Raw genomic sequence first — 18580 nt, forward strand, 5'->3', positions numbered from 1 at the left:
TGCAGCAGAGCACGCGGCCTCCGCGCCCCGCCGGAGGAGGGCCTTGCAGCGCCGCGAGGACGCGGCCGGCTACCTGTTCCTCACGCCGTGGCTGGTGGGCTTTTTCCTGCTGACCGCCGGCCCCATGATCTACTCGCTGTACCTCGCGTTCACCAACTACAGCATCTTCGGCACCACCGAGTTCATCGGCCTCGGCAACTTCGAGCGCATGCTCAGCGACGAGGTGTGGTGGGGGTCGGTGCGCATCACCCTGATCTACGTGCTCGTGGGCACCCCGATCAAGCTCGCGGCAGCCCTCGGAGTGGCGATGCTGCTCAACTACCGCAGCCGCGGCACCGGCTTCTTCCGCTCGGCGTTCTACGCGCCGTCGCTGATCGGCGCATCCGTCAGCATCGCCATCGTGTGGCGCGCCATGTTCTCCACCGGCGGCCCCGTGGACAGCTCGCTCAGCCTCTTCGGCATCAACATCGGGGGATGGGTTGGTGTCCCCGCCCTCATTCTGCCCATGATGATCCTGCTGGCCGTCTGGCAGTTCGGCGCACCCATGGTGATCTTCCTGGCCGGCCTCAAGCAGGTGCCGCAGGAGCTCTACGAGGCGGCCTCCGTCGACGGAGCCGGTCCCTTCCGCAAGTTCGTCAGCGTGACACTGCCCATGTTGTCGCCGGTCATCTTCTTCAACCTGCTCCTCGAGATGATCCACGCCTTCCAGATCTTCGCCTCGGCCTACATCATCGGCTCGGGCACCGGGGGGCCTGCGGGAGCCACCAACTTCTACACCGTCTACCTGTATACGCGGGCCTTCACCAACAGCCAGATGGGCTACGCCTCGGCGATGGCCTGGGTGCTGCTGGCTGTCGTCGGCGTGATCGCCTTCATCATGTTCCGCACCTCCAACCAGTGGGTGCACTACTCGGGAGACAAGCGATGACCGCCACCACCTCCGCCCCAGAGCGGGGCGCCGTCGCGGGACCGCGGCCCCGCGGCATGCGCAGCAGGCGCACCTGGGCCACCGTCGGATGGGTGGCGGCCATGGTGCTCCTTACCGCCGTGGTCCTCTACCCGCTTGCCTGGATGTTCTCGGCCTCGTTCAAGCCCACGTCCGAGTTCGGCGCCAACCAGTCGTTCCTGCCGGAGAATGCCACCATCCAGAACTACTTCAAGGTTCTGGAAGGCATCGGCGGGGTGCCGCTGTGGCGGTTCTTCGCCAACTCGTTCATCCTGGCGACGTTCTCGGTGATCGGCATCGTGATCTCCGCGTCGCTGGCGGCCTACGCGTTCGCGCGCGTCAGGTTCCGGGGAAGCGGCGTGTGGTTCGCCATCATGATCGGCACCCTCCTGTTGCCGTTCCACGTCCTGATCATCCCCCAGTACATGCTGTTTCGGCGGCTCGACCTGATCGACACCTTCGTCCCGCTGCTGCTGGGCAAGTTCCTGGCCGTGGAGGCGTTCTTCGTGTTCCTCATCGTCCAGTTCATCAGGGCGCTGCCCCGCGACATGGATGAGGCTGCACGCATCGACGGCTGCGGCCATTGGCGGATCTTCTGGCTGATCATCCTTCCGCTGATCAAGCCGGCCCTGGTGTCGGCGTCGATCTTCGCGTTCATCTGGAGCTGGAACGACTTCCTCGGGCCGCTGCTCTACCTGAACTCTCCGGAGAACTACCCCCTGCCGCTGGCTCTGCGGGTGTTCAACGACCAGACCTCGACGTCGGACTACGGCGCGACGGTCGCGGTGTCCGTCCTGGCGCTGCTTCCCATCCTGCTGTTCTTCATCATCTTCCAGCGGTTCCTCGTGGAGGGCGTCTCGACGCAGGGGCTGAAGGGATGAGGCGACGGCCGCGGTTCGCGGTACAGGAGCCTGCCGATGGCAGCGTGCTCCGGTGGCCGGGCGCCACGGCCAAGTTCGCGCTCCTCGGTGAGGTGCTGTGGGTGGGCATCCTCATGGCGGTGGCTTGCCTGCCGCTGGTCACCTGGCCGGCGGCTTTCGCGGCCGGCGCCTCGCATCTGCGCCGCTTCCTTCGGGGTGAGTCCTCGACGGTGGCGCAGTTCGTCGACGACGTGCGGCGGGCGATGCCCGGAGGCGTGGGCGTGGGGGCGGGGTCGCTGCTGCTGGGCGGCCTCGTCGCCCTGGATCTTCGGATTGCCGCCGACGGCGCGCTGCCCGGGGCGGCGGGGATCGCCGTCGTGTTGACCGCCGCCGCGGGGGTCGCGGCGGTCCTGATCCTCACCGCCGCTGCGTCGTGGCGGCCTGGACTCCTGTGGCGCGGGCTTCTGGCCGAGGCGCCCCGCCGGCTTTCCTTGTCCCCGTTCGTCGCCGTCATGACCGCCGTGGCGCTCGGCCTCGCCGTCGTCATCACCTGGCAGTACCTGTTGTTGCTCGTGCCGGCACTTGGCGTGTTGACGTTCGCCGTGGTGGCGATCCACGAGCGAGACCTCGTCGATTCTGCTGGCTGAGGTGCCGCCAGGCCGCTACGGCAGGTGGGGGACGTCTCCGCGTAGGCCAGTCGACGTCACGATGGTGTCGGGCTGCCCCCCGCTGTGGGTGATGGTGCGGTCGTCGTCGTGGACCGTCAGCTGCGTGCGGTGATGCCGCAGCGCCTTCGCGACGCGCGGGCGGTACCCCTCAAGGTCGAACCACCTCGCCGCGACCTCGCGGTCCGTGGTGAGCGCGGCGAACGGGATCCCCACCGAGTCGGCTGCGGCCCGGCTCAAGTGGTGCGTGCGCACGTGGTCCGGGTGGCCGTACCCGCCGTCGTCGTCGTAACTGACGACGAGGTCCGTGCCCATCTTGCGCAGGAACGCCGCGATGTCCGCCGTCGCCTCCGCCTCGTCCGCCGACGTCAGCGACCGCTCGTCAGCCTCCTCTCCCGGGCCCGCGAGCCCCTCGGAGATCCACCGCATACCTGAGTCCAGGAAGCGGCGCGGCTCTTCCGACGCGCGGGCGGGCGGCATCCCCAGATACGCGTGGGCGTGCACGCCCAACGAATCCAGGGCCCCCGCCAGCTCGGCCTCGCGCCGCTGTTCCAGCGCCGGCGTGCCCTCCAGGTAGGACAGCGGGCCCGGCACCACGCCCCCCATCTCGCCGCGTGTGCAGGTGAGCACCGACACCTTCAGCCCCTCGTCGACCAGGTGCGCGATGAGCGCGCCCGACGCGAGGGTCTCGTCATCGGGGTGGGCGTGGATGAAGGTGACGTGCTTGACGGCGCCGTTGGCGATGGCGCGACGGTAGGCCTGGAGCGTCCGGTCCGCCACGTGCGCCCACGTCATCGATTCAGCACGTTCGCGGGCGGTGACGCCCATCCGCGCCCGACGATGGGGGTCGCGGAGGAGGCGCAGCAGCGCGGCGGCCCAGTCTGCGGGATCGTGCGTGGGCACCAGGTCGCCCGTGTGGGTGTTGCAGATGGCCTCGGTGAGTCCGCCGGCGGCCGCGGCCAGCGTCGGGATGCCGGAGGCCGACGCCTCCAGGGCCACCAGGCCGAAGGTCTCGGAGTACGACGGCACCAGCATCACGGAGGCGTGCCGCATGATCCGCGCGAACGACTCGCGGTCCTGGCCGGGCAGGAAGGTCACCTCGCCCGCGACACCACCCTCCTCGACGAAGCGGTGCAGCTCGGCCTCGTAGTCGGCGAAGTCCGCCGAGACCTGCCCGACGATCACCAGATCCGGCCGCTCCTCGGCCGGGATCAGCCCGAGCGCTCGGATGGCCACGTCCGGGGCTTTGAGCGGCTGGAGGCGGGCGGCGAACAGCACGTATCCGGGCTCGACGCCGGGCGCCGGCACCCACACCTCTCCCGGGTCGGCCGGATGGAACAGCTCGGTGTCCACCCCGGGACGCACGATCATCACCTGCTCCGGGCCCGCCTGGCAACGCCCGATGACGACGGCGGCCTCGTGGCGGCTGACTGCCAGGATGAAGTCCGACTCCGTGGCGCAGTAGACCTCGCCGTCGATCCGCGCCGGGGACTCCGCGGGCTCGCCGTCGCGCAGGGAGGAGTTGGGGTGCGCCGCCACTGAGTGGAAGGTCATCAGATGCGGGATGCCGGCCGCGCGGGCCAGCGGGATGGCGGCCACGCCGGACATCCAGTGGTGGGAGTGCACGAGGTCGAAGCGGTCCAGCGAGCCGAGATTGTCGCGGAATTCGTCGATGTGGGCGTCGATCTGGCTCTTCGGCAGGGGGGTGGCCGGGCCGGCGGTGATGTGGTGGACGATCAGTCCGTCGTCGAGGGTGGCGGTGGCGGGCTGATCCGCTGAGGAGCGTCGCGTAAAGAATTCGACGTGCGCCCCGGCCTGCTGCAGAGCCGTGGCCAGCGCCCGGATGAGGACGTTCATGCCTCCGGCGTCGGCCGTGCCGGCCCGCTCGGCGGGGGAGGTGTGGAGCGAGATGAAGGCGACGCGCATGGGGTGACGCTACTACCTCCTCAGAGGTGGGCGAGCGCGTCGCTGACCTCATGGACCAGCGCCCGGGCGTGCGACTCCGCCGCCACCGCGTCCCCGTCGACGATGGCCCGGGCCATCGCGTCGTGGCGGTCGAGGATGTCGGGTTCGGGATGGGCAGGCTGGAGCCCGAGGTGCGTGCGCCCGACGAGGACCTCCCCGATGGTCTCTCCCAGCGCAGCGAACATCTCGTTGCCGGAGGCCTGCAGAAGGAGGGTGTGGAACTCGATGTCCGCGCGCAGGAACTCCTCAAGGTGGCCCTCACCTGCTTCGCCCAGCCGTCGCAGAGTGGCGGCCAGTTCGGTGAACCGCACCCGTTCTCCCGGGGTGGCGCGGGCGGCCGCGTGGTGGGCGGCGGCAGGCTCGACGGCGGCCCGGAGTTCGGTGAGCGAGCGCAGCTGGGCGTCGTGCTGACCCGACTGGAGCCGCCACTGGATGACGCGGGGGCTGAATACCTTCCACTGCCCGGCGGGGAGGACGGTGATGCCGATGCGCGGACTCGCGGCCACCAGCGACAGCTCCTCCAGCGCTCTCATCGTTTCGCGGGCGACGGTGCGCGAGACACCGAAGCGCTCCGTGAGATCCTGCAGCGTGAAGCCCTCGCCGGGGGCGAGCTGGCCGCTGACGATCTCCACGCCGACGGTGTCCATGACCGAGTGCGAGAGGGCGGCGCGAGGGCTGGACATGGGCCCAAGGGTAGTGGCCGCGAAGCCCGTGGGCGCGGTCCGGATTTGCCACTCCGTCGACTCTGTGTAATGGTATTATCATTGAGGCGACGCGGCCCAGGGTATGAGGAGAACTGTCCAGTGGATCACAGCGGTCAAGGCCCTGCGGGGCACATCGACGCGAACAGGCCCGTGCACGTGGTGGTGCTCGGCGCCGCGGGCACCGGCAAGACCACCATCGGCCGGGGCCTGGCCGATCTACTGGGCCTGCCGTTCGGGGAGGGCGACGACTTCCACAGCGAGGCCAACCGGGCCAAGATGGGCGCGGGCCAGCCGCTGACCGACGAGGACCGTTGGCCGTGGCTGGCGTCGTTGAGGGATTGGATGTCCGAGCAGGAGGCGGTGGGCCGCTCGTCTGTTGTGGCGTGCTCGGCCCTTCGCGCGGACTACCGCGACGTGCTGCGCGAGGCCGACGGGGACGTTTTCTTCGTCCACCTCGTCCTGCCGGAGGACGTGAACCTGGAGCGGTTGGTGGCTCGGCAGGGGCATTTCATGAAGCCCGTGATGCTGGGCTCCCAGCGCGCCGCGCTCGAGGCGCTCGGGGAGGACGAGGAGGGGATCGAGGCTATCAATGTCGGCGATCCCATCCAGGTCGTCGAGGACCTCGCGACGGTCCTCATCGAGCGCTTCGGCGCGCGCCTCAGCGCGTGAGATCCACGCCGGTCTCGGAGCCCGCCGCGACACTGAACGCCGTGCCCCGCCCGTCGATCACTGCCTCGTAGTCTCCCGCGAAGCCCTCGACGGCGACCTCGCCCCGCTCGTCCGCGACCACGGTGGTCTCCGGTACCCACCACTCGCCGCGGATGAGGCCGCGCAGTGCCTCGAAGGACGGCTTGGGGGTGCCGTCGGCACGGATCAGCCCGATGGGCGCGCCCAGCCAGGCGCCCGCGTCGGTGATGCCCCAGTAGGTGATGGCCTCCACCGAGGGGTGTTCCACGAGCGTGCGGTAGTGCCGCGACACCTCGTCGGCCTGCCTCGCCTCGCCGTCGACGGTGGAGGGCCAGGACGGGACCTGGTAGTCGTTGAGGTCCACGATCTCGGCCGGCATGATCTCCCCGGAGACGAGGCTGGTCTCCGACATCTGCAGCGGCAGGGCGAAGCGGGCGAACCGTGCCAGCACCTCCTGCGTGCGCTCCTCGCCCCAGTAGCCCTGATGCATGTGGCTCTGCAGGCCGATGGCGTCGATCCGGATCCCGGCGTCGAGGCACTCCTCGATGAGGCGTTCGTAGCGGGCTGACATGTTGAAGTCGTTGAGCACGAGGCGCAGAGACGGGTCCGCCTCGCGCGCGGTGTCGAACGCAAGCCTCACCATGCCCACCCGGCCCAGCTCGCGGGCGAGCGGGGTGATGGCGTTGGCCTCGGCGGTGAACTCCGGCATGATCACCACCTCGTTGATGGCGTCCCACAGCCCGATCAGCCCGTCGAAGTCGGCCACCTCGCGGCGGATCCGCTCCTCGATGCGGCGCCGGACCTCCGCGGTGGGGAGGTCGAGCAGCCACTGCGGGGCGAGCGTGTGCCACACCAGGGGGTGGCCCTTGACGACCACGCCACGCTCCACGAACCAGCGGGCGGCGGCCTGCATGCGCCGCGTGTCGGGCAGCCCCCGGTGAGGCTCGAAGGTGCGCCAGTAGAAGGGCAGGGTCGCGGTGTTGAACAACTCCAACCATTGCCCTGCCAGTGCCTGGGCCATCTCGCTGGGCGCCTGGCCGAATCCGGTCGACACGGTCTGCTCCTCGCCATTGGCGAGGCCGATGAAGTCGAACCCGATGTTGCCGAAGGCGAACGCGTGCCGGGTCTGCCGCACCGTGACCGACCGCCCCGCGGCGGCCGGCCCGAGGCTGAGCACCGCGGTGCCCATCCGGTGCGCGTAGACCCCGGGGTCCGCCGCCGCCGCGACCCTCGAGCTCACAGCGCCGCCACCGTGACGGGCGTATCCAGCACGCGACCCTCCGCGACGACCCGCCGCTCGCCGGTGACCTCCACCGACAGCGCGGGCAGCCGGTCCTCCGACGAGGACCCGATCGAGAGCTGCACCTCGCCCGGCTCGACGATCCGGGCCATGTCGACTCCGGTGAACGACGACCGATCCGCGTGCACCTCGAAGGTCACCCGTACTGACGCGCCGGCGGCCAGGTCAACCTTGCGGAAGCCGATCAGCTGCTTCAGCGGCCGCACCACCTCCGCCCAGGGGTCGCTGAGGTAGAGCTGGACCACGTCGGCCCCGTCGCGATCCCCGACGTTGGTGACCGTGACGGACACCTCGACGGCGCCGTCGACGGGCATCGTCGGCGAGGACACCGCGACATCCGAGTACTCGAACCGCGTGTACGAGATGCCGTGCCCGAACGGGAACCGCGGGATGGGATCAAGGTTGGAGATGCCGTTGGAGAACCATCCGAGCGGCGCCGCCAGGTAGGTGCCGGGCTGGCCGCCGTGGTGCGAGGGCAGCCCGATCGGGAGCCGGCCCGACGGGTTGAGCGCTCCTGACAGGACCCCGGCCAGGGCGTCCGCGCCCTCCACGCCAGGTATGAACGCCTGGACGACGGCGGCGCAGCGGTCCGCGTACTCTCCGACGGCGTAGGGGCGGCCGGTGACCAGCACCAGCACCGTGGGGGTGCCGGTGGCCAGCACCGCCTCGACCAGTTCGCCCTGCCGGCCCGGGAGGCGCAGGTCGACGGCGTCGCAGCCCTCGCCGGAGGTGCCGTCGCCGAACATGCCCGCGATGTCGCCCACGGTGACCACGGCCACGTCGGCGCCGGCGACCGAGGCCACGGCCGCGGCCAGGTCCTCGTCGGTGCCGTCCATGAAGCCGGTGCCCTGCGCGAAGGTGACGGCGTCACCGAGCGCGGCCGTCAGGGCCTCGTCGAGGCCGCGGATGGGGAGGCCGATCTCGGTGCCGGTCTTGGCCATGACGTGGTTGGGGAAGGAGTAGCAGCCCATGAAGCTGCGCACGTCGGCCCACACGGGACCGACGACGGCGACCCGGCGCCCCGCGGCCAGCGGCAGCACGCCGTCGTTGCTGAGCAGCACGACCGACTCCTCCGCGACCCGGCTCGCGATCCTGCGGTTGCGCGGGGAATCCAGGTCCGCGGCTGGGTCCGCAGTCGGCTCCCAGCCGTCGTCGAGCAGCCCCAACTGCAGCTTCTGCCGGAGCACGCGGCGCGCTGAGCGGCGGACGTCGTCCTCGTTGAGCATCCCGCGCGAGATGGCCTCCTCGATGGCCCAGTAAGAGCCCGTGGAGGGCAGTTCGATGTCGAGCCCGGCGCGGATGGCCAGCGCCGCGGCGGTGGCGTCGTCGGGGGCGATCCGGTGCATCCGGGTGAGGAACGCGATGCTCCAGTAGTCCGAGACCACGGTGCCCTCGAAGCCCCAGCGGTCCCGCAGCACGCCGGTCAGCAGCTCGGCCGACGCGGCGGCGGGCTGGCCGTCGATGTCGCAGTAGGAGTTCATGATGGATCGGGCCCCGCCGAGGCGCAGCGCCATCTCGAACGGCGGCAGCATCACGTCCTCGAGCTCGCGGCGCCCCATCGACACCGGCGCGTGGTTGCGCCCCGCGCGGCTGGCCGGGTAGCCGACGAAGTGCTTCGGCGTGGCGATCACACCCGCCGACTGCAGGCCGCGCACGTAGGCGGTGCCGAGGCTGCCCACCAGGTACGGGTCCTCACCGCAGGTCTCCTCGACGCGGCCCCAGCGGTAGTCGCGCACCACGTCGAGCAGCGGCGAGAGCCCCTGTTGGACGCCGACGGAGGCGAGGTCCGAGCCGATCGCCGCGGCCATCTCCTCGATCAGCTCGGGCCGCCACGTGGCGCCCCAGGCGATCGACGCAGGGTAGACGGTGGCGCCCAGGGTGGTGAAGCCGGTGAGGCACTCCTCGTGCGCGATCGCCGGGATGCCGAACGCGTTCGAGGCCACGACGTCGGCCTGCAGCCGGCGCAGCTTGGCGGCGCCATCGGGCACGCTGACCGGGGCGGTGCCGTAGACGCGGGTGAGGTGTCCCAGCCCGCCGTCGATGGCCTCGTCCCAGGGGCGTAGTTCCTGCGCGAACTCGTTCTCCATCGGCGCCACCTCGTGGGCGTCGGGATCCGGTGCGGGTCGGTCGCCGTCGGCGGGGAGCCAGTAGGAGCCGAGCTGGTGGGCCAGATCGGCCAGGGACATCTCGGCCAGCAGGGCATCGAGGCGCGCGTCGAGGGGTGCGGTGGGGTCTGTCCAGGTCATGGGGGAGTCGATTCTGCGCGCGGGCGTCAGCCCTTGACCGCGCCTTGGAGGCCGCCGACGATGCGGCGCTGCATGGTGAGGAAGAAGACCATGGCGGGGACCATCGCCAAGGTGGTGAACGCGAACACGCCGGCGGTGTCGGAGGAGTGCTCGGTGGAGAAGTCGGCCACGCCCAGCGGGAGGGTGCGCATGTCGCCCTGCAGCAGGAGGAGCGGCAGCAGGTAGGCGTTCCAGGAGCCGACGAAGGCCAGGACGCCGACGGTGACCAGACCTGGGCCGGACAGGGGCACCATGATGCGGGTGAAGATGCTCAGCCGGCTGGCGCCGTCGATCGCGGCAGCCTCCTCGAGCTCGGCCGGGATGGCCTGGAGGAAGGGTCGCAGGATGACGATGGTCATGGGCAGCGCGAACGCGGCCTGGGGGAGCGCGACGCCCCACCAGGTGTTGCTCATGCCGAGGTCCTTGCTGATGATGATGAACAGCGGGATCACCGCCACCGTGGCGGGGAACAGCAGGCCCAGCACGAAGATCATGTAGATCTTCTCGCGCCCGGGGAAGTGGTAGCGCGAGAGCGGGTAGGCCGCCATCAGGCCGAGCACCACCACCAGCGCGGTGGTGAGCAGCGCGATCACCATGGAGTTGAGGCCGTAGCGCCAGAAGTTGGGGTTGGTCAGCACGCCGGTGTAGTTGGACCAGATCCAGGGCGACGGGAGCCCGGCCGGGTTCTCGGCGAGCTGCGCGTTGCTGCGGAAGCCACCGAGGATGGAGTAGAACACGGGCCCGAGCGAGAATGCCGCCACCACGAGGCCCACCAGGTAGACCAACGGGTTGACGCTCATCAGGCGACGGCGGCGCGGGGCCGCGTCGGACGCGGCGCGGGCGGTGATCGCGGTCATCGGCGGACCTTTCGCTTGTCGTTGGCTTCAATGTCGCGGCTGAGGATGAAGCGCTGGTAGAGCAGCGCCATGGTGAGGGCCACCACGAACAGCACCACCGACGCGGCTCCGGCGATGCCGTAGTTGCTGCGCTTGGTGCCCTCGTTGATGAGGAAGGTGGCCATGGTGGTGGTGGCGTTGGCGGGGCCGCCGCCGGTGAGGATCCACACCATGTCGAAGAGTTGGAGCGAGCCCAGCATGGACAGGAACGCCCACGTGCGCAGGGTGGGGCCGAGCAGCGGGATGGTGATGTAGCGCTGGGTCTGCCACCACGAGGCACCGTCGATCTGGGCCGCCTCGTCGAGCTCCTGGGGGACGCCCTGGAGGCCTGCGAGGAACAGCAGGATGGCGAACCCGAGGTACTTCCAGGTGAGCACCACCATCACGGTCCACAGCGCGATCTCGGGGGTGCCGAGGAAGCCCTGCTCGGGGCCTTGGATGCCGAGGGTGGCGAGCATGGAGTCGATCACGCCGTAGCGGGGCTGCAGCAGCTGGAACCACACCACGCTGGCAATGACCTCGGCGAGGATGTAGGGCACGAACACGATGGTGCGCAGCAGCCCCTGGAACTTCATCTTGCGGTTGAGCAGGAGCGCGACGGCGATGCCGAGCGGAAGCTGGATGGCGATGGAGGCCACCACGATGATGAGGTTGTGGCTGAGCGCCCCGAGGAACACGTCGTTGCTGAGCACCGAGGCGTAGTTGCGGAGGCCGACGAAGTCCACCAGTGGGCCGAAGCCCTTCCAGCGGTAGACCGAGAACTGGATCGCGCGCAGCATGGGCCACACGACGAACATGAAGAAGAGGATGAGGGCGGGCAGGACGAAGATCGCGATCTCCAGGCCCATCTTCCAGTTGACGGGCCGCTTCCGGACGGGGGAGAGCGGGCGCTCGTCGCGCCCGCCCTCCACGTTGATCCGGCCCGCCGCCTGCTGAGAGGTGGCGGTCATTGATTACTTCTCCGCGTCCGCGGCGGCCTGGGTGGCGTCGACGATGTCCTGCGCGGAGGCCTGACCGGCGAAGACCAGGGCGATCTCGTCGTTCATGGCGCCGCCGATGGAGGTGCCGAAGGCGGTGTCGAAGTAGAGCTGCACGTAGCCCGCGGCGTCGCGGACCTCGAGCAGCTGGGCCAGCGCCGGGTCAGCCACGTACTCGGACGCTGTGGGGTTGGTGGGCAGGCCCATGTCCAGCTCGGCGAAGCCCTTCTGGATCTCGTCGGAGAGGAGGTACTCGACGAACTCGACGGCCTCGTCGGGGGCGTCGGCGGGGACACCCCAGGCGTCGCCGCCGCCGAGCGCGGCGCTCTGGTCGCCCTCGCCTCCGTCGACCTCAGGGAACGCGAACCAGCCGGTGGCCTCGCCGAGGCCCTGCTCGTCCTCGGTCAGTCCCTGCATGACGCCGGGCTCCCAGTGGCCGGCCAGTTCCATGGCCACCTTGCGAGTGGCCAGGAGGCCGGAGGCGCTGGTGGGGCCGGACTGGGCGGGGGTGGTGAGGAAGCCGGGGTTGAACGGCTCGGCCGCGACGAGCTTCTCGAGGTCCTCGCCGGCGCGCACGAAGCACTCGTCGGAGAAGTCGAGGCTGGTCACCGCGCCGGACAGCACGTCCTGCGAGCACTGGCGGAGAGCGAAGTAGTACCAGTAGTGGGCGGCAGGCCACTTGTCGCCTGCACCGACGGAGATCGGATCGATCCCGGCGGCCTTGAGCTTGTCGATGGCGTCGTAGAGATCGTCCATCGTGGTGGGGGCCTCGGTGATGCCGGCCTCTTCGAACAGCTCGGTGTTGTACCAGAAGCCCACCACGCCCAGCGAGAAGGGCAGCGCGTAGGTCTTGCCGTCCACCTGCCAGCCGTTGACGGCGCCGCCCAGCTTGTCGATCGTCTCGGACGCGGCCTCGGAGAGGTCCTTGACGAGACCGGCCTCGACCTTGTCGGCCAGCTCGCCGCCGCCACGCTCCATGTAGATGTCGGGCATGTCGCCGCTCTGCCAGGCAGCCTCGATCTTGGTGCCCATGTCCTCGTGCTGCATGGCCTCGACGGTGATGGTGACACCGGGGTTGGCGGCCTCGAAGTCTGCGGCGACCTTGTCGTAGTAGTCCTTGCCGGCGCCGGTATTGGAGTTGTGCCACCAGGTGAGGGCGGCTTCGCCGCCACCGGCCGGGGCGGACGACGAGCCGGGGCTGGCCTCGTCGGTGGTGCCGCCGCAGGCGGACAGGGCCAGAGCCGCCGCCGCGACGAGTGCCGCGATCTTGGGAAGCTTGTGGGTCATCGTTGATCCTCCGAAAGTGTGACCGCGAAAAGTTTCGCGAAACCTTGACTAACAAGACTGATCTTAGGCACAAAGGTATTTAGTTTGCAAGAGCGACCAAAGATTGGTGCCGTGTTGTGACCCACGGGCGAAACTTTCGCTAGGCTGACCTCCATGGCGGGCAAGGGAGTGAAGGCGGTGCGGCTGCAGGACGTCGCGCTGCGTGCGGGCGTATCCACCGCCACGGCCTCGAAGGCGCTCAACGACCGAGGCGGAGTGTCCGGCGCCACCAGGGCCAAGGTGCTGGCTGCCGTGGAGGACCTGGGGTACCAGCCCGTGGGCGGGGAGTCGTCGCCGTACCCGCAGATCGCGCTCGTGGCGGACGACCTCACCACCACCTACACCCTCGAGATCCTCAAGGGCGCCATCTCCACCGCGATGGCCGAGGGGGTGGCGCTCGGTACGTTCTACATCCCGGGGGAGTCGACTGCGGGGGCCCCCGTCCCGCTGGATGACGCCTGGTTGGAGCTGCTCAAGGCCAAGGGGTACCTCGGGGTGATCGTCCTGACCGCCCGGCTTTCCGAGCATCAGCTCGCCAAGCTGCGCGACCTGGCGCTGCCTCTGGTGGCCATCGACCCGGCCAACGCCCTGCCGTCGAACGTGATGAGCATCGGCGCCACCAACTGGAACGGCGGTGTGGAGGCCACGCAGCACCTGATCGGCCTGGGGCACCGTCGCATCGGCTTCATTCAGGGCCCGCCCGAATCGGTGCCCGCCACCGAGCGGATGCAGGGCTACGTCTCGGCGCTCCACATGGGCGGCCTCACGCTGGACTCGTCGCTGGTGGTGGAGGGCGGCTACACCCACGAGCTGGGGTTGGAGGCCGGGCGGACTTTACTGTCGCGGCCGGCTGAAGAGCGGCCCACCGCAATCTTCGCCCCCTGCGACCCGGCCGCGATGGGGGTCTGCGAGGCTGCGCGGCAGCTCGGGATCCAGGTGCCGGGGGAGTTGAGTGTCGTGGGGTTCGACGACACCATCCTGGCCGGGCTCGCCGTGCCGGGCCTGACGACGGTGCACCAGCCGCTGCACCGGATGGGCGCGGCCGCCGTTCGTCGGCTGTTGGATATCTCCGCCGGCCGCCCGGTCGAATCCGGGCACGTGCGGCTTGCCACCCGCTTGGTGATCCGCCACTCCACGGCCCCCGTCGGCCCCATCGCTGGCTGAGGTGCCGCGAGGCGTGCGCCCCCGCTGGCTGAGGTGCCGCGAAGCGGCCTCGAAGCCTCAGGAACGTGACCTGTCCGCTTTACCTGGACACAGCGTCGCATGGCAGGAAGAGCCCGCCTGTTGGTCGGGCGAGGGATAGGCTCATGAGCGCGAGCCGAGGAGGCCCGCGAACGACCTGACGAAGGAAACGACGATGAAGACGTTCAACCTCGGCCCCACCACCTTCGAGGTCCCAGCCGTAGTCACGGGCCTGATGCGTATCCAGGACAAGTCCGACGACGAGGTGCGGGCGCTCTATCACGCCTCACGCGAGGCGGGCATCAACTTCTTCGACCACGCTGACATCTACGGCGACGACCGCTATCACGGATGTGAACGACGCTTCGCGGAGGCGCTGCAGCTCACCGCGTCGGAGCGGGAGGAGATCACGCTCCAGACCAAGGCGGGCATCGTCAAGGATGGGCCCTATTTCGACTTCTCCTACAAGCACCTCGTCGTCCAGGTGGAGGGATCGCTGCGCGCGCTGGACACCGACTACATCGACGTCCTGCTCCTTCATCGCCCCGATGCGCTGGTGGAGCCCGAGGAGGTGGCGCGCGCGTTCGATCACCTGGCGGCAGCCGGGAAGGTGCTCCATTTCGGGGTGTCGAACCAGACTCCTGGGCAGATCGACCTGCTGAAGCGCGACGTCACCCAGCCCATCGTCGCCAATCAGTTGCAGCTGTCCATCACGCACGCGCCGATCGTGGCGCAGGGTGTCGCGGCGAACATGGCTGCGCTGGACCAGTCGGTCAGCCGCGACCTCGGCATCCTGGACTACTGCCGCCTGAACGACATCACTGTGCAGGCGTGGTCGCCGTTCCAGGCGGGGTTCTTCACCGGCGTCTTCCTCGGCAACCCGGACCATCCGGAGCTGAACGCGGTCATCGACCGGTTGGCGGCCAAGTACGACGTGCGGCCCGAGGGCATCGCGACGGCGTGGATCACGCGGCACCCGGCCAACATGCAGGTTGTGCTGGGCACGACGACGCCCGAGCGCGTGACTTGGGCGGCGGCGGGTGCCGACGTCGAGCTGACCCGGCCTGAGTGGTACGAGCTGTACCGGGCGGCGGGCTACCTGGTTCCCTGACCTGTCGCGGGGATGTGTCACCCCCGCGTGGTTCGTTTGGTGAGCGGCCGCTCTCTGGGTGGGTTGACCAACCCAGAGAGCGGCCGGCTCCCAGAGATTTGTGCCCCCGCCTGCTGAGAGAGGGTCAGCGGGGTGGGATTGGTGGCACGATGCCGGTTGGCGGGTCCAGCGGGTCGATGCGATCGCCCCCCGCGTCGATCCGGTTGCCGTCCTCGTCCACCCGTCGGCCCTCGTGGTCGACGCGGTTCCCGAACTCGTCGCGCCAGAAGCCGTCCGCATCGGGTTCGTGCTCGATGTCCATACCTGCCAGACCGTCGCGGTCGAGGGGCTCAGCTTCAGGAGGGCTGTCCGGGCTGGTTGGTGAGTCGGGCGAGGCGGGGGAGTCCGGCGAGTCGGGAGAGCCGGGCGACTCCGCGGAGACCTCGTTCTCGAGGTCTGGGCGCGCGGCAGGGTCGGGGTAGGGCGTGCCGAGAGGATCGGTGGTCATGATTCACTCCTTATCGGGCCATCGGCCATCGGGGACAGGGTTTCCATAGGGGTCGAGTCGTCGGCCGTGTTCGTCCCGGGGAACGTCATCCGGCGTCGGATCGTCGTCGACGACGAGGTCCCGCTCGTCTTCGAGGTCCACGTCGCGGTCATCGTCAGGGAGAGGCTCAGGATCCGGATCCCGCTCATCATCGGGATCGATGGGGCGGGCTTTGTCGACAGGTTGATCCTCGACGATGTGGCCGTGCCGTCCGGTGTGCACCCGTGGGTCCAGCTGGTCAGCCTTAGCGAGTTGCTGATCGCGCTCCAGGGCGGCTGCTTCGAGCGACTCGCGGCTGTTGCGGGCTTCATCGTCGCGCAACTCAGCCTGCTCGGCGGCGCGTGCGGCCCGCTCCTCCGCCTCAGCGGCCTGCATGCGCAGGGACTCGGCGCGCTGGCTCTCTCCGATCGCCTCGTTGCGTACCGACTCGGCGCGAGCGGCCAGTTCATCAGCACGCTCCTGCCGGGCGGCGACGATCCGGTCGCTCTCGTGCGCACGCGTCCGCAGCTCCTCGGCGCGCTCAAGATTGGCGCTCTGCTGCCTCCGCGACGCTGCCACGACGATCCCTGCGATCACCGCGAGCAGCACTGCGACGATGATCACCCACACCCATAGTGGCCAATCCGGCATGGTCGTCCTCCTTCAAGTCAGACTCCGTGGTCTCTCCACAGTAGGCGTCTCAGGTCCTGATTGACAGGGTTCCGGGAGATCGCCGTGGACTGGCGGGGCGGTGGAGCCCATTCGATTTGCGGAAGCTCGCGCAGTGCGTGCTATTGTTTGCCGTCGGGTTGCAAGACCCACTGCGCGAGTGGCGGAATGGCAGACGCGCTGGCTTCAGGTGCCAGTGTCCCTTGGGACGTGGAGGTTCAACTCCTCTCTCGCGCACAACGATGTATGGTTTCCTGACTACATCAAATCCCCTCTGACAAGGACTTCGGTCCTTCTCAGTTGTGGACTCTCATGGACACGGATGGCCTCCGGAGGCCTCCCATTCGCCACGGTTCCCCACGTATTCCCACGACATCCGGGGTGGGGGGAACGTCGTCGGCGTCGCCTGCTGTCCACTCCACCGTCCTCGAGCCCGTTACGGAGCGTGACGGGAGGGGCGCATCATGGGTAGTCAGGGTGGTGGCGGAGTCTCCGGCGATGTCGATGCGTGGCCAGCGATTCCCGAACTCCCTGACTCCCGCGCCCATGAGAAGAGTGATTGCCGGAACGTCCCTCGTGTATCGGCCGTCCTTGTCGACCCACGGGTACCGCAAGCGCTCACTGGCACCCTCGTGAGCGGAGCACGCTTGCGCGCGAGGGTCGTGCCCGCGGCCGACTACATGTTGATGACCCGTACGAGGCGGACTCCCCACTCTTCGTCTGGGTTGGTGGTTCCGTCGCCGAGACGCTCCTGCATGACTGCTACGCCGAGATCCCGGCGCTTGGGCAGCCTGTCCCGCTCGGCTGCGTCCAAAGCATCGCCTATTTCGGCGTGGCTGAGGTCCGTGCAATAGGCGGGGGCGCCGGGCTGCTGGCGCCACGAGTCCGCGAGGGAACCAGCGTCGAAGGCGTCCAGGCCGGTGTCATTGACCAGCGCCATCGCGATCTCCCGGTCCCGGTCACGGTCGGCCGCGACAGGAATCGCGATCCGATCGGGCGCACCTGCAGGCTTGCCCTTCTTGGCGAAGGAGGCCGAGCCGATCGCGTTCCATGCCTTGGCGATCGGACGGCCAAGTTGCTGGGCAACCCACACGCTCTCAACTTGACCAGCCTCAATCGCGTCGATCTTGTTGTCGCGGAACGGGTAGTAATTGGAGGTGTCGATGACCGCTGTGTCCTCGGGCAGGCGCGCGATCAGCGGAGCGAGCTCGGGGATGCGGTTGAGGGGGATGGACAGGATGACCACCTGAACATCGGCCAGAGCATCTTCGGTCGTCACGGCACGCGCGCCCGCTGAGAGAAGCTCGGCATCGATCGTGTGAGGGCCGCGAGAGTTGGCGACCTTCACCTCGTGCCCCGCTTGGCTGAGCCTTGTGACCAGCGTCTTGCCGATGTTGCCCGTCCCCAGAATGCCAATGTTCATGTGCGAGTCCTCACGGTTGCTTGCTTCACGCCTCAAACTATGGGTGGGTTGCCGTAGTCGCAAGAACTAAAGGGGGGTATGGGGCAGGCTGCTTGTTGAAACCACCACGCACGCCGGAAAACTCGACATCGTCCATGGAGGCATCGACGGTCACCGGCACCTCGTCATCTCGTAAGCCGCGACCTTCGAGATAACGCGATGTGCGTACCTTTCGTGAGTCAGGCGGCGTGCAGAGTGAATCGCAGCCCCAGTGCGTTGGTCACCTTCAGGACGGTTGACCAGGTCGGGTTGCCCTGATCGGACAGCGCCTTGTATAGGCCGTCGCGGCTCATGCCGACGCGGCGAGCGAGTTCGCTCATGTTCTGGGAGCGAGCGATGACACCAAGGGCGCGGGGAACGGCCGTGGGGTCCTCGGCCGATTCCTCCAGCGCAATCTCCAGGTAGGAGGGGACATCATCGATGCCGTCTAGATAGTCGGCCGCATCGAACGGGGTGGATTTCTCAGTCTTCTTCGTCGTCATCGTCGTCCTCTCTCGAACGCCAGTCGGCAGCAACAGGACCAGACGGTCGCCGTGTTGTGTGAAGTAGACCCGATAGCCGGGACCGAAACTCAAGCGCAGTTCGAGCACGCCCTGTCCGACCGACTTCACATCACCAGGATTCCCGTGGGCGAGGCGGTCGATCCGCTCCAGGATCCGCAGCCTGCCCTGCCGGTCCTTCAGCTTTCTGAGCCAACGGTCGAAGCCCTCGCGGTGTAACCTCGACCACGTGTCGACTATAGCTGACACTACCTGGCCGGGCAACCCCTGAAGGGACGAGTTGCAGTCGCTCTGACTCCGAGGCCGAGCAGTTGATGGACGCCCTGGCGGCGACCGATCTCGCGTCGAAGGACTGACGTGGACGCCGTCGTCCCTGTTTGTCGCCGCTCGGCGACTCCTCCTCGACGCCCTCGAAGCGCTGACCCACCACCTCCCGAGCCTCGTCCTGGTCGGTGCCCAAGCCGTCCACCACCACGCAGGCATCTCTGGCTCATGAGGACTTGACTCGAGTACAGATCATGAGTTTGAGGGGTTCAGAAT

The 18580-nt window shown here is 68.7% G+C and carries 17 protein-coding genes and 1 tRNA gene; 7 read left to right on the top strand and 11 right to left on the bottom strand.

The features are described from left to right. Nucleotides 1-43 precede the first annotated feature (43 nt). Genes H5399_RS11640 through H5399_RS11650 form a run of 3 tightly spaced genes read left to right on the top strand, consistent with a single transcriptional unit; the run spans nucleotide 44 to nucleotide 2453 of the window. Entirely contained in the window at nucleotides 44-928 is an 885-nt protein-coding gene (locus H5399_RS11640; protein WP_255422278.1) for a carbohydrate ABC transporter permease, read from the top strand. Further along, on the top strand, nucleotides 925-1827 hold the full coding sequence (locus H5399_RS11645; protein ID WP_182783222.1) for a carbohydrate ABC transporter permease: 903 nt from the start codon (nucleotides 925-927) through the stop codon (nucleotides 1825-1827). Before H5399_RS11640 ends, H5399_RS11645 begins: the two co-directional genes overlap by 4 nt. Next, nucleotides 1824-2453, top strand: a complete 630-nt coding sequence (locus H5399_RS11650; RefSeq protein ID WP_182783223.1) for a hypothetical protein — start codon at nucleotides 1824-1826, stop codon at nucleotides 2451-2453. Before H5399_RS11645 ends, H5399_RS11650 begins: the two co-directional genes overlap by 4 nt. Before the next feature lie 15 nt (nucleotides 2454-2468). On the opposite strand, the gene H5399_RS11655 is transcribed toward H5399_RS11650, so the two are convergent. After that, nucleotides 2469-4397 carry a glycosyltransferase gene (locus H5399_RS11655; protein WP_182783224.1) on the bottom strand — a complete coding sequence of 643 codons (1929 nt, stop codon included), beginning with the start codon at nucleotides 4395-4397 and terminating at the stop codon, nucleotides 2469-2471. A 20-nt stretch (nucleotides 4398-4417) separates the two neighbouring features. Beyond that, nucleotides 4418-5119 (bottom strand): FadR/GntR family transcriptional regulator, encoded by a 702-nt coding sequence (locus H5399_RS11660; protein WP_182783225.1) that lies wholly within the window; start codon nucleotides 5117-5119, stop codon nucleotides 4418-4420. A 120-nt stretch (nucleotides 5120-5239) separates the two neighbouring features. On the opposite strand from H5399_RS11660, the gene H5399_RS11665 reads away from it, so the two are divergent. Continuing rightward, nucleotides 5240-5809 (top strand): gluconokinase, encoded by a 570-nt coding sequence (locus H5399_RS11665; RefSeq protein ID WP_220490978.1) that lies wholly within the window; start codon nucleotides 5240-5242, stop codon nucleotides 5807-5809. Here H5399_RS11665 and H5399_RS11670 read toward each other — a convergent pair. From H5399_RS11670 to H5399_RS11690, 5 genes are read right to left on the bottom strand one after another with little or no spacing between them, the layout of a single operon-like run. Beyond that, nucleotides 5799-7067: an endo-1,4-beta-xylanase gene (locus H5399_RS11670; RefSeq protein WP_370585760.1), complete on the bottom strand. Its 1269-nt coding sequence runs from the start codon at nucleotides 7065-7067 to the stop codon at nucleotides 5799-5801. The two genes, H5399_RS11665 and H5399_RS11670, sit on opposite strands and share 11 nt — an antisense overlap. Next, nucleotides 7064-9373, bottom strand: a complete 2310-nt coding sequence (locus H5399_RS11675) for a glycoside hydrolase family 3 protein (protein ID WP_182783227.1) — start codon at nucleotides 9371-9373, stop codon at nucleotides 7064-7066. Before H5399_RS11675 ends, H5399_RS11670 begins: the two co-directional genes overlap by 4 nt. A gap of 26 nt (nucleotides 9374-9399) precedes the next feature. Continuing rightward, nucleotides 9400-10269, bottom strand: a complete 870-nt coding sequence (locus H5399_RS11680; RefSeq protein WP_182783228.1) for a carbohydrate ABC transporter permease — start codon at nucleotides 10267-10269, stop codon at nucleotides 9400-9402. Further along, entirely contained in the window at nucleotides 10266-11258 is a 993-nt protein-coding gene (locus tag H5399_RS11685) for a carbohydrate ABC transporter permease (RefSeq protein WP_182783229.1), read from the bottom strand. The genes H5399_RS11680 and H5399_RS11685 overlap by 4 nt, the downstream gene beginning before the upstream one ends. Before the next feature lie 3 nt (nucleotides 11259-11261). Then, nucleotides 11262-12572 (bottom strand): extracellular solute-binding protein, encoded by a 1311-nt coding sequence (locus H5399_RS11690; protein WP_182783230.1) that lies wholly within the window; start codon nucleotides 12570-12572, stop codon nucleotides 11262-11264. Nucleotides 12573-12725: 153 nt separating this feature from the next. On the opposite strand from H5399_RS11690, the gene H5399_RS11695 reads away from it, so the two are divergent. Together H5399_RS11695 and H5399_RS11700 are read left to right on the top strand one after the other, a co-directional pair. After that, nucleotides 12726-13775, top strand: coding sequence for a LacI family DNA-binding transcriptional regulator (locus H5399_RS11695; RefSeq protein ID WP_182783231.1), 1050 nt, complete (start codon nucleotides 12726-12728; stop codon nucleotides 13773-13775). Between the two features lie 193 nt (nucleotides 13776-13968). After that, a complete protein-coding gene (locus H5399_RS11700) occupies nucleotides 13969-14904 on the top strand; it encodes an aldo/keto reductase family oxidoreductase (RefSeq protein ID WP_182783232.1) in 936 nt (311 codons plus the stop codon). A 124-nt stretch (nucleotides 14905-15028) separates the two neighbouring features. On the opposite strand, the gene H5399_RS11705 is transcribed toward H5399_RS11700, so the two are convergent. Both H5399_RS11705 and H5399_RS11710 read right to left on the bottom strand, forming a co-directional pair. Continuing rightward, nucleotides 15029-15391 carry a hypothetical protein gene (locus H5399_RS11705; RefSeq protein WP_182783233.1) on the bottom strand — a complete coding sequence of 121 codons (363 nt, stop codon included), beginning with the start codon at nucleotides 15389-15391 and terminating at the stop codon, nucleotides 15029-15031. A 3-nt stretch (nucleotides 15392-15394) separates the two neighbouring features. Then, complete coding sequence (locus tag H5399_RS11710) at nucleotides 15395-16060, bottom strand: hypothetical protein (protein WP_182783234.1); 666 nt, start codon at nucleotides 16058-16060, stop codon at nucleotides 15395-15397. Nucleotides 16061-16232: 172 nt separating this feature from the next. Between H5399_RS11710 and H5399_RS11715 the strand changes: the two genes are divergently transcribed. Beyond that, nucleotides 16233-16315, top strand: a tRNA-Leu gene (locus H5399_RS11715). 439 nt (nucleotides 16316-16754) lie between these two features. Here H5399_RS11715 and H5399_RS11720 read toward each other — a convergent pair. Next, complete coding sequence (locus tag H5399_RS11720) at nucleotides 16755-17564, bottom strand: NADPH-dependent F420 reductase (protein WP_370585761.1); 810 nt, start codon at nucleotides 17562-17564, stop codon at nucleotides 16755-16757. Between the two features lie 155 nt (nucleotides 17565-17719). After that, nucleotides 17720-18523: an addiction module antidote protein gene (locus tag H5399_RS18090; protein WP_255422280.1), complete on the bottom strand. Its 804-nt coding sequence runs from the start codon at nucleotides 18521-18523 to the stop codon at nucleotides 17720-17722. Nucleotides 18524-18580: the final 57 nt, after the last annotated feature.

The sequence above is a fragment of the Tessaracoccus sp. MC1627 genome, assembly GCF_014164725.1.
In the GTDB taxonomy this organism is placed as follows: Bacteria; Actinomycetota; Actinomycetes; order Propionibacteriales; family Propionibacteriaceae; genus Arachnia.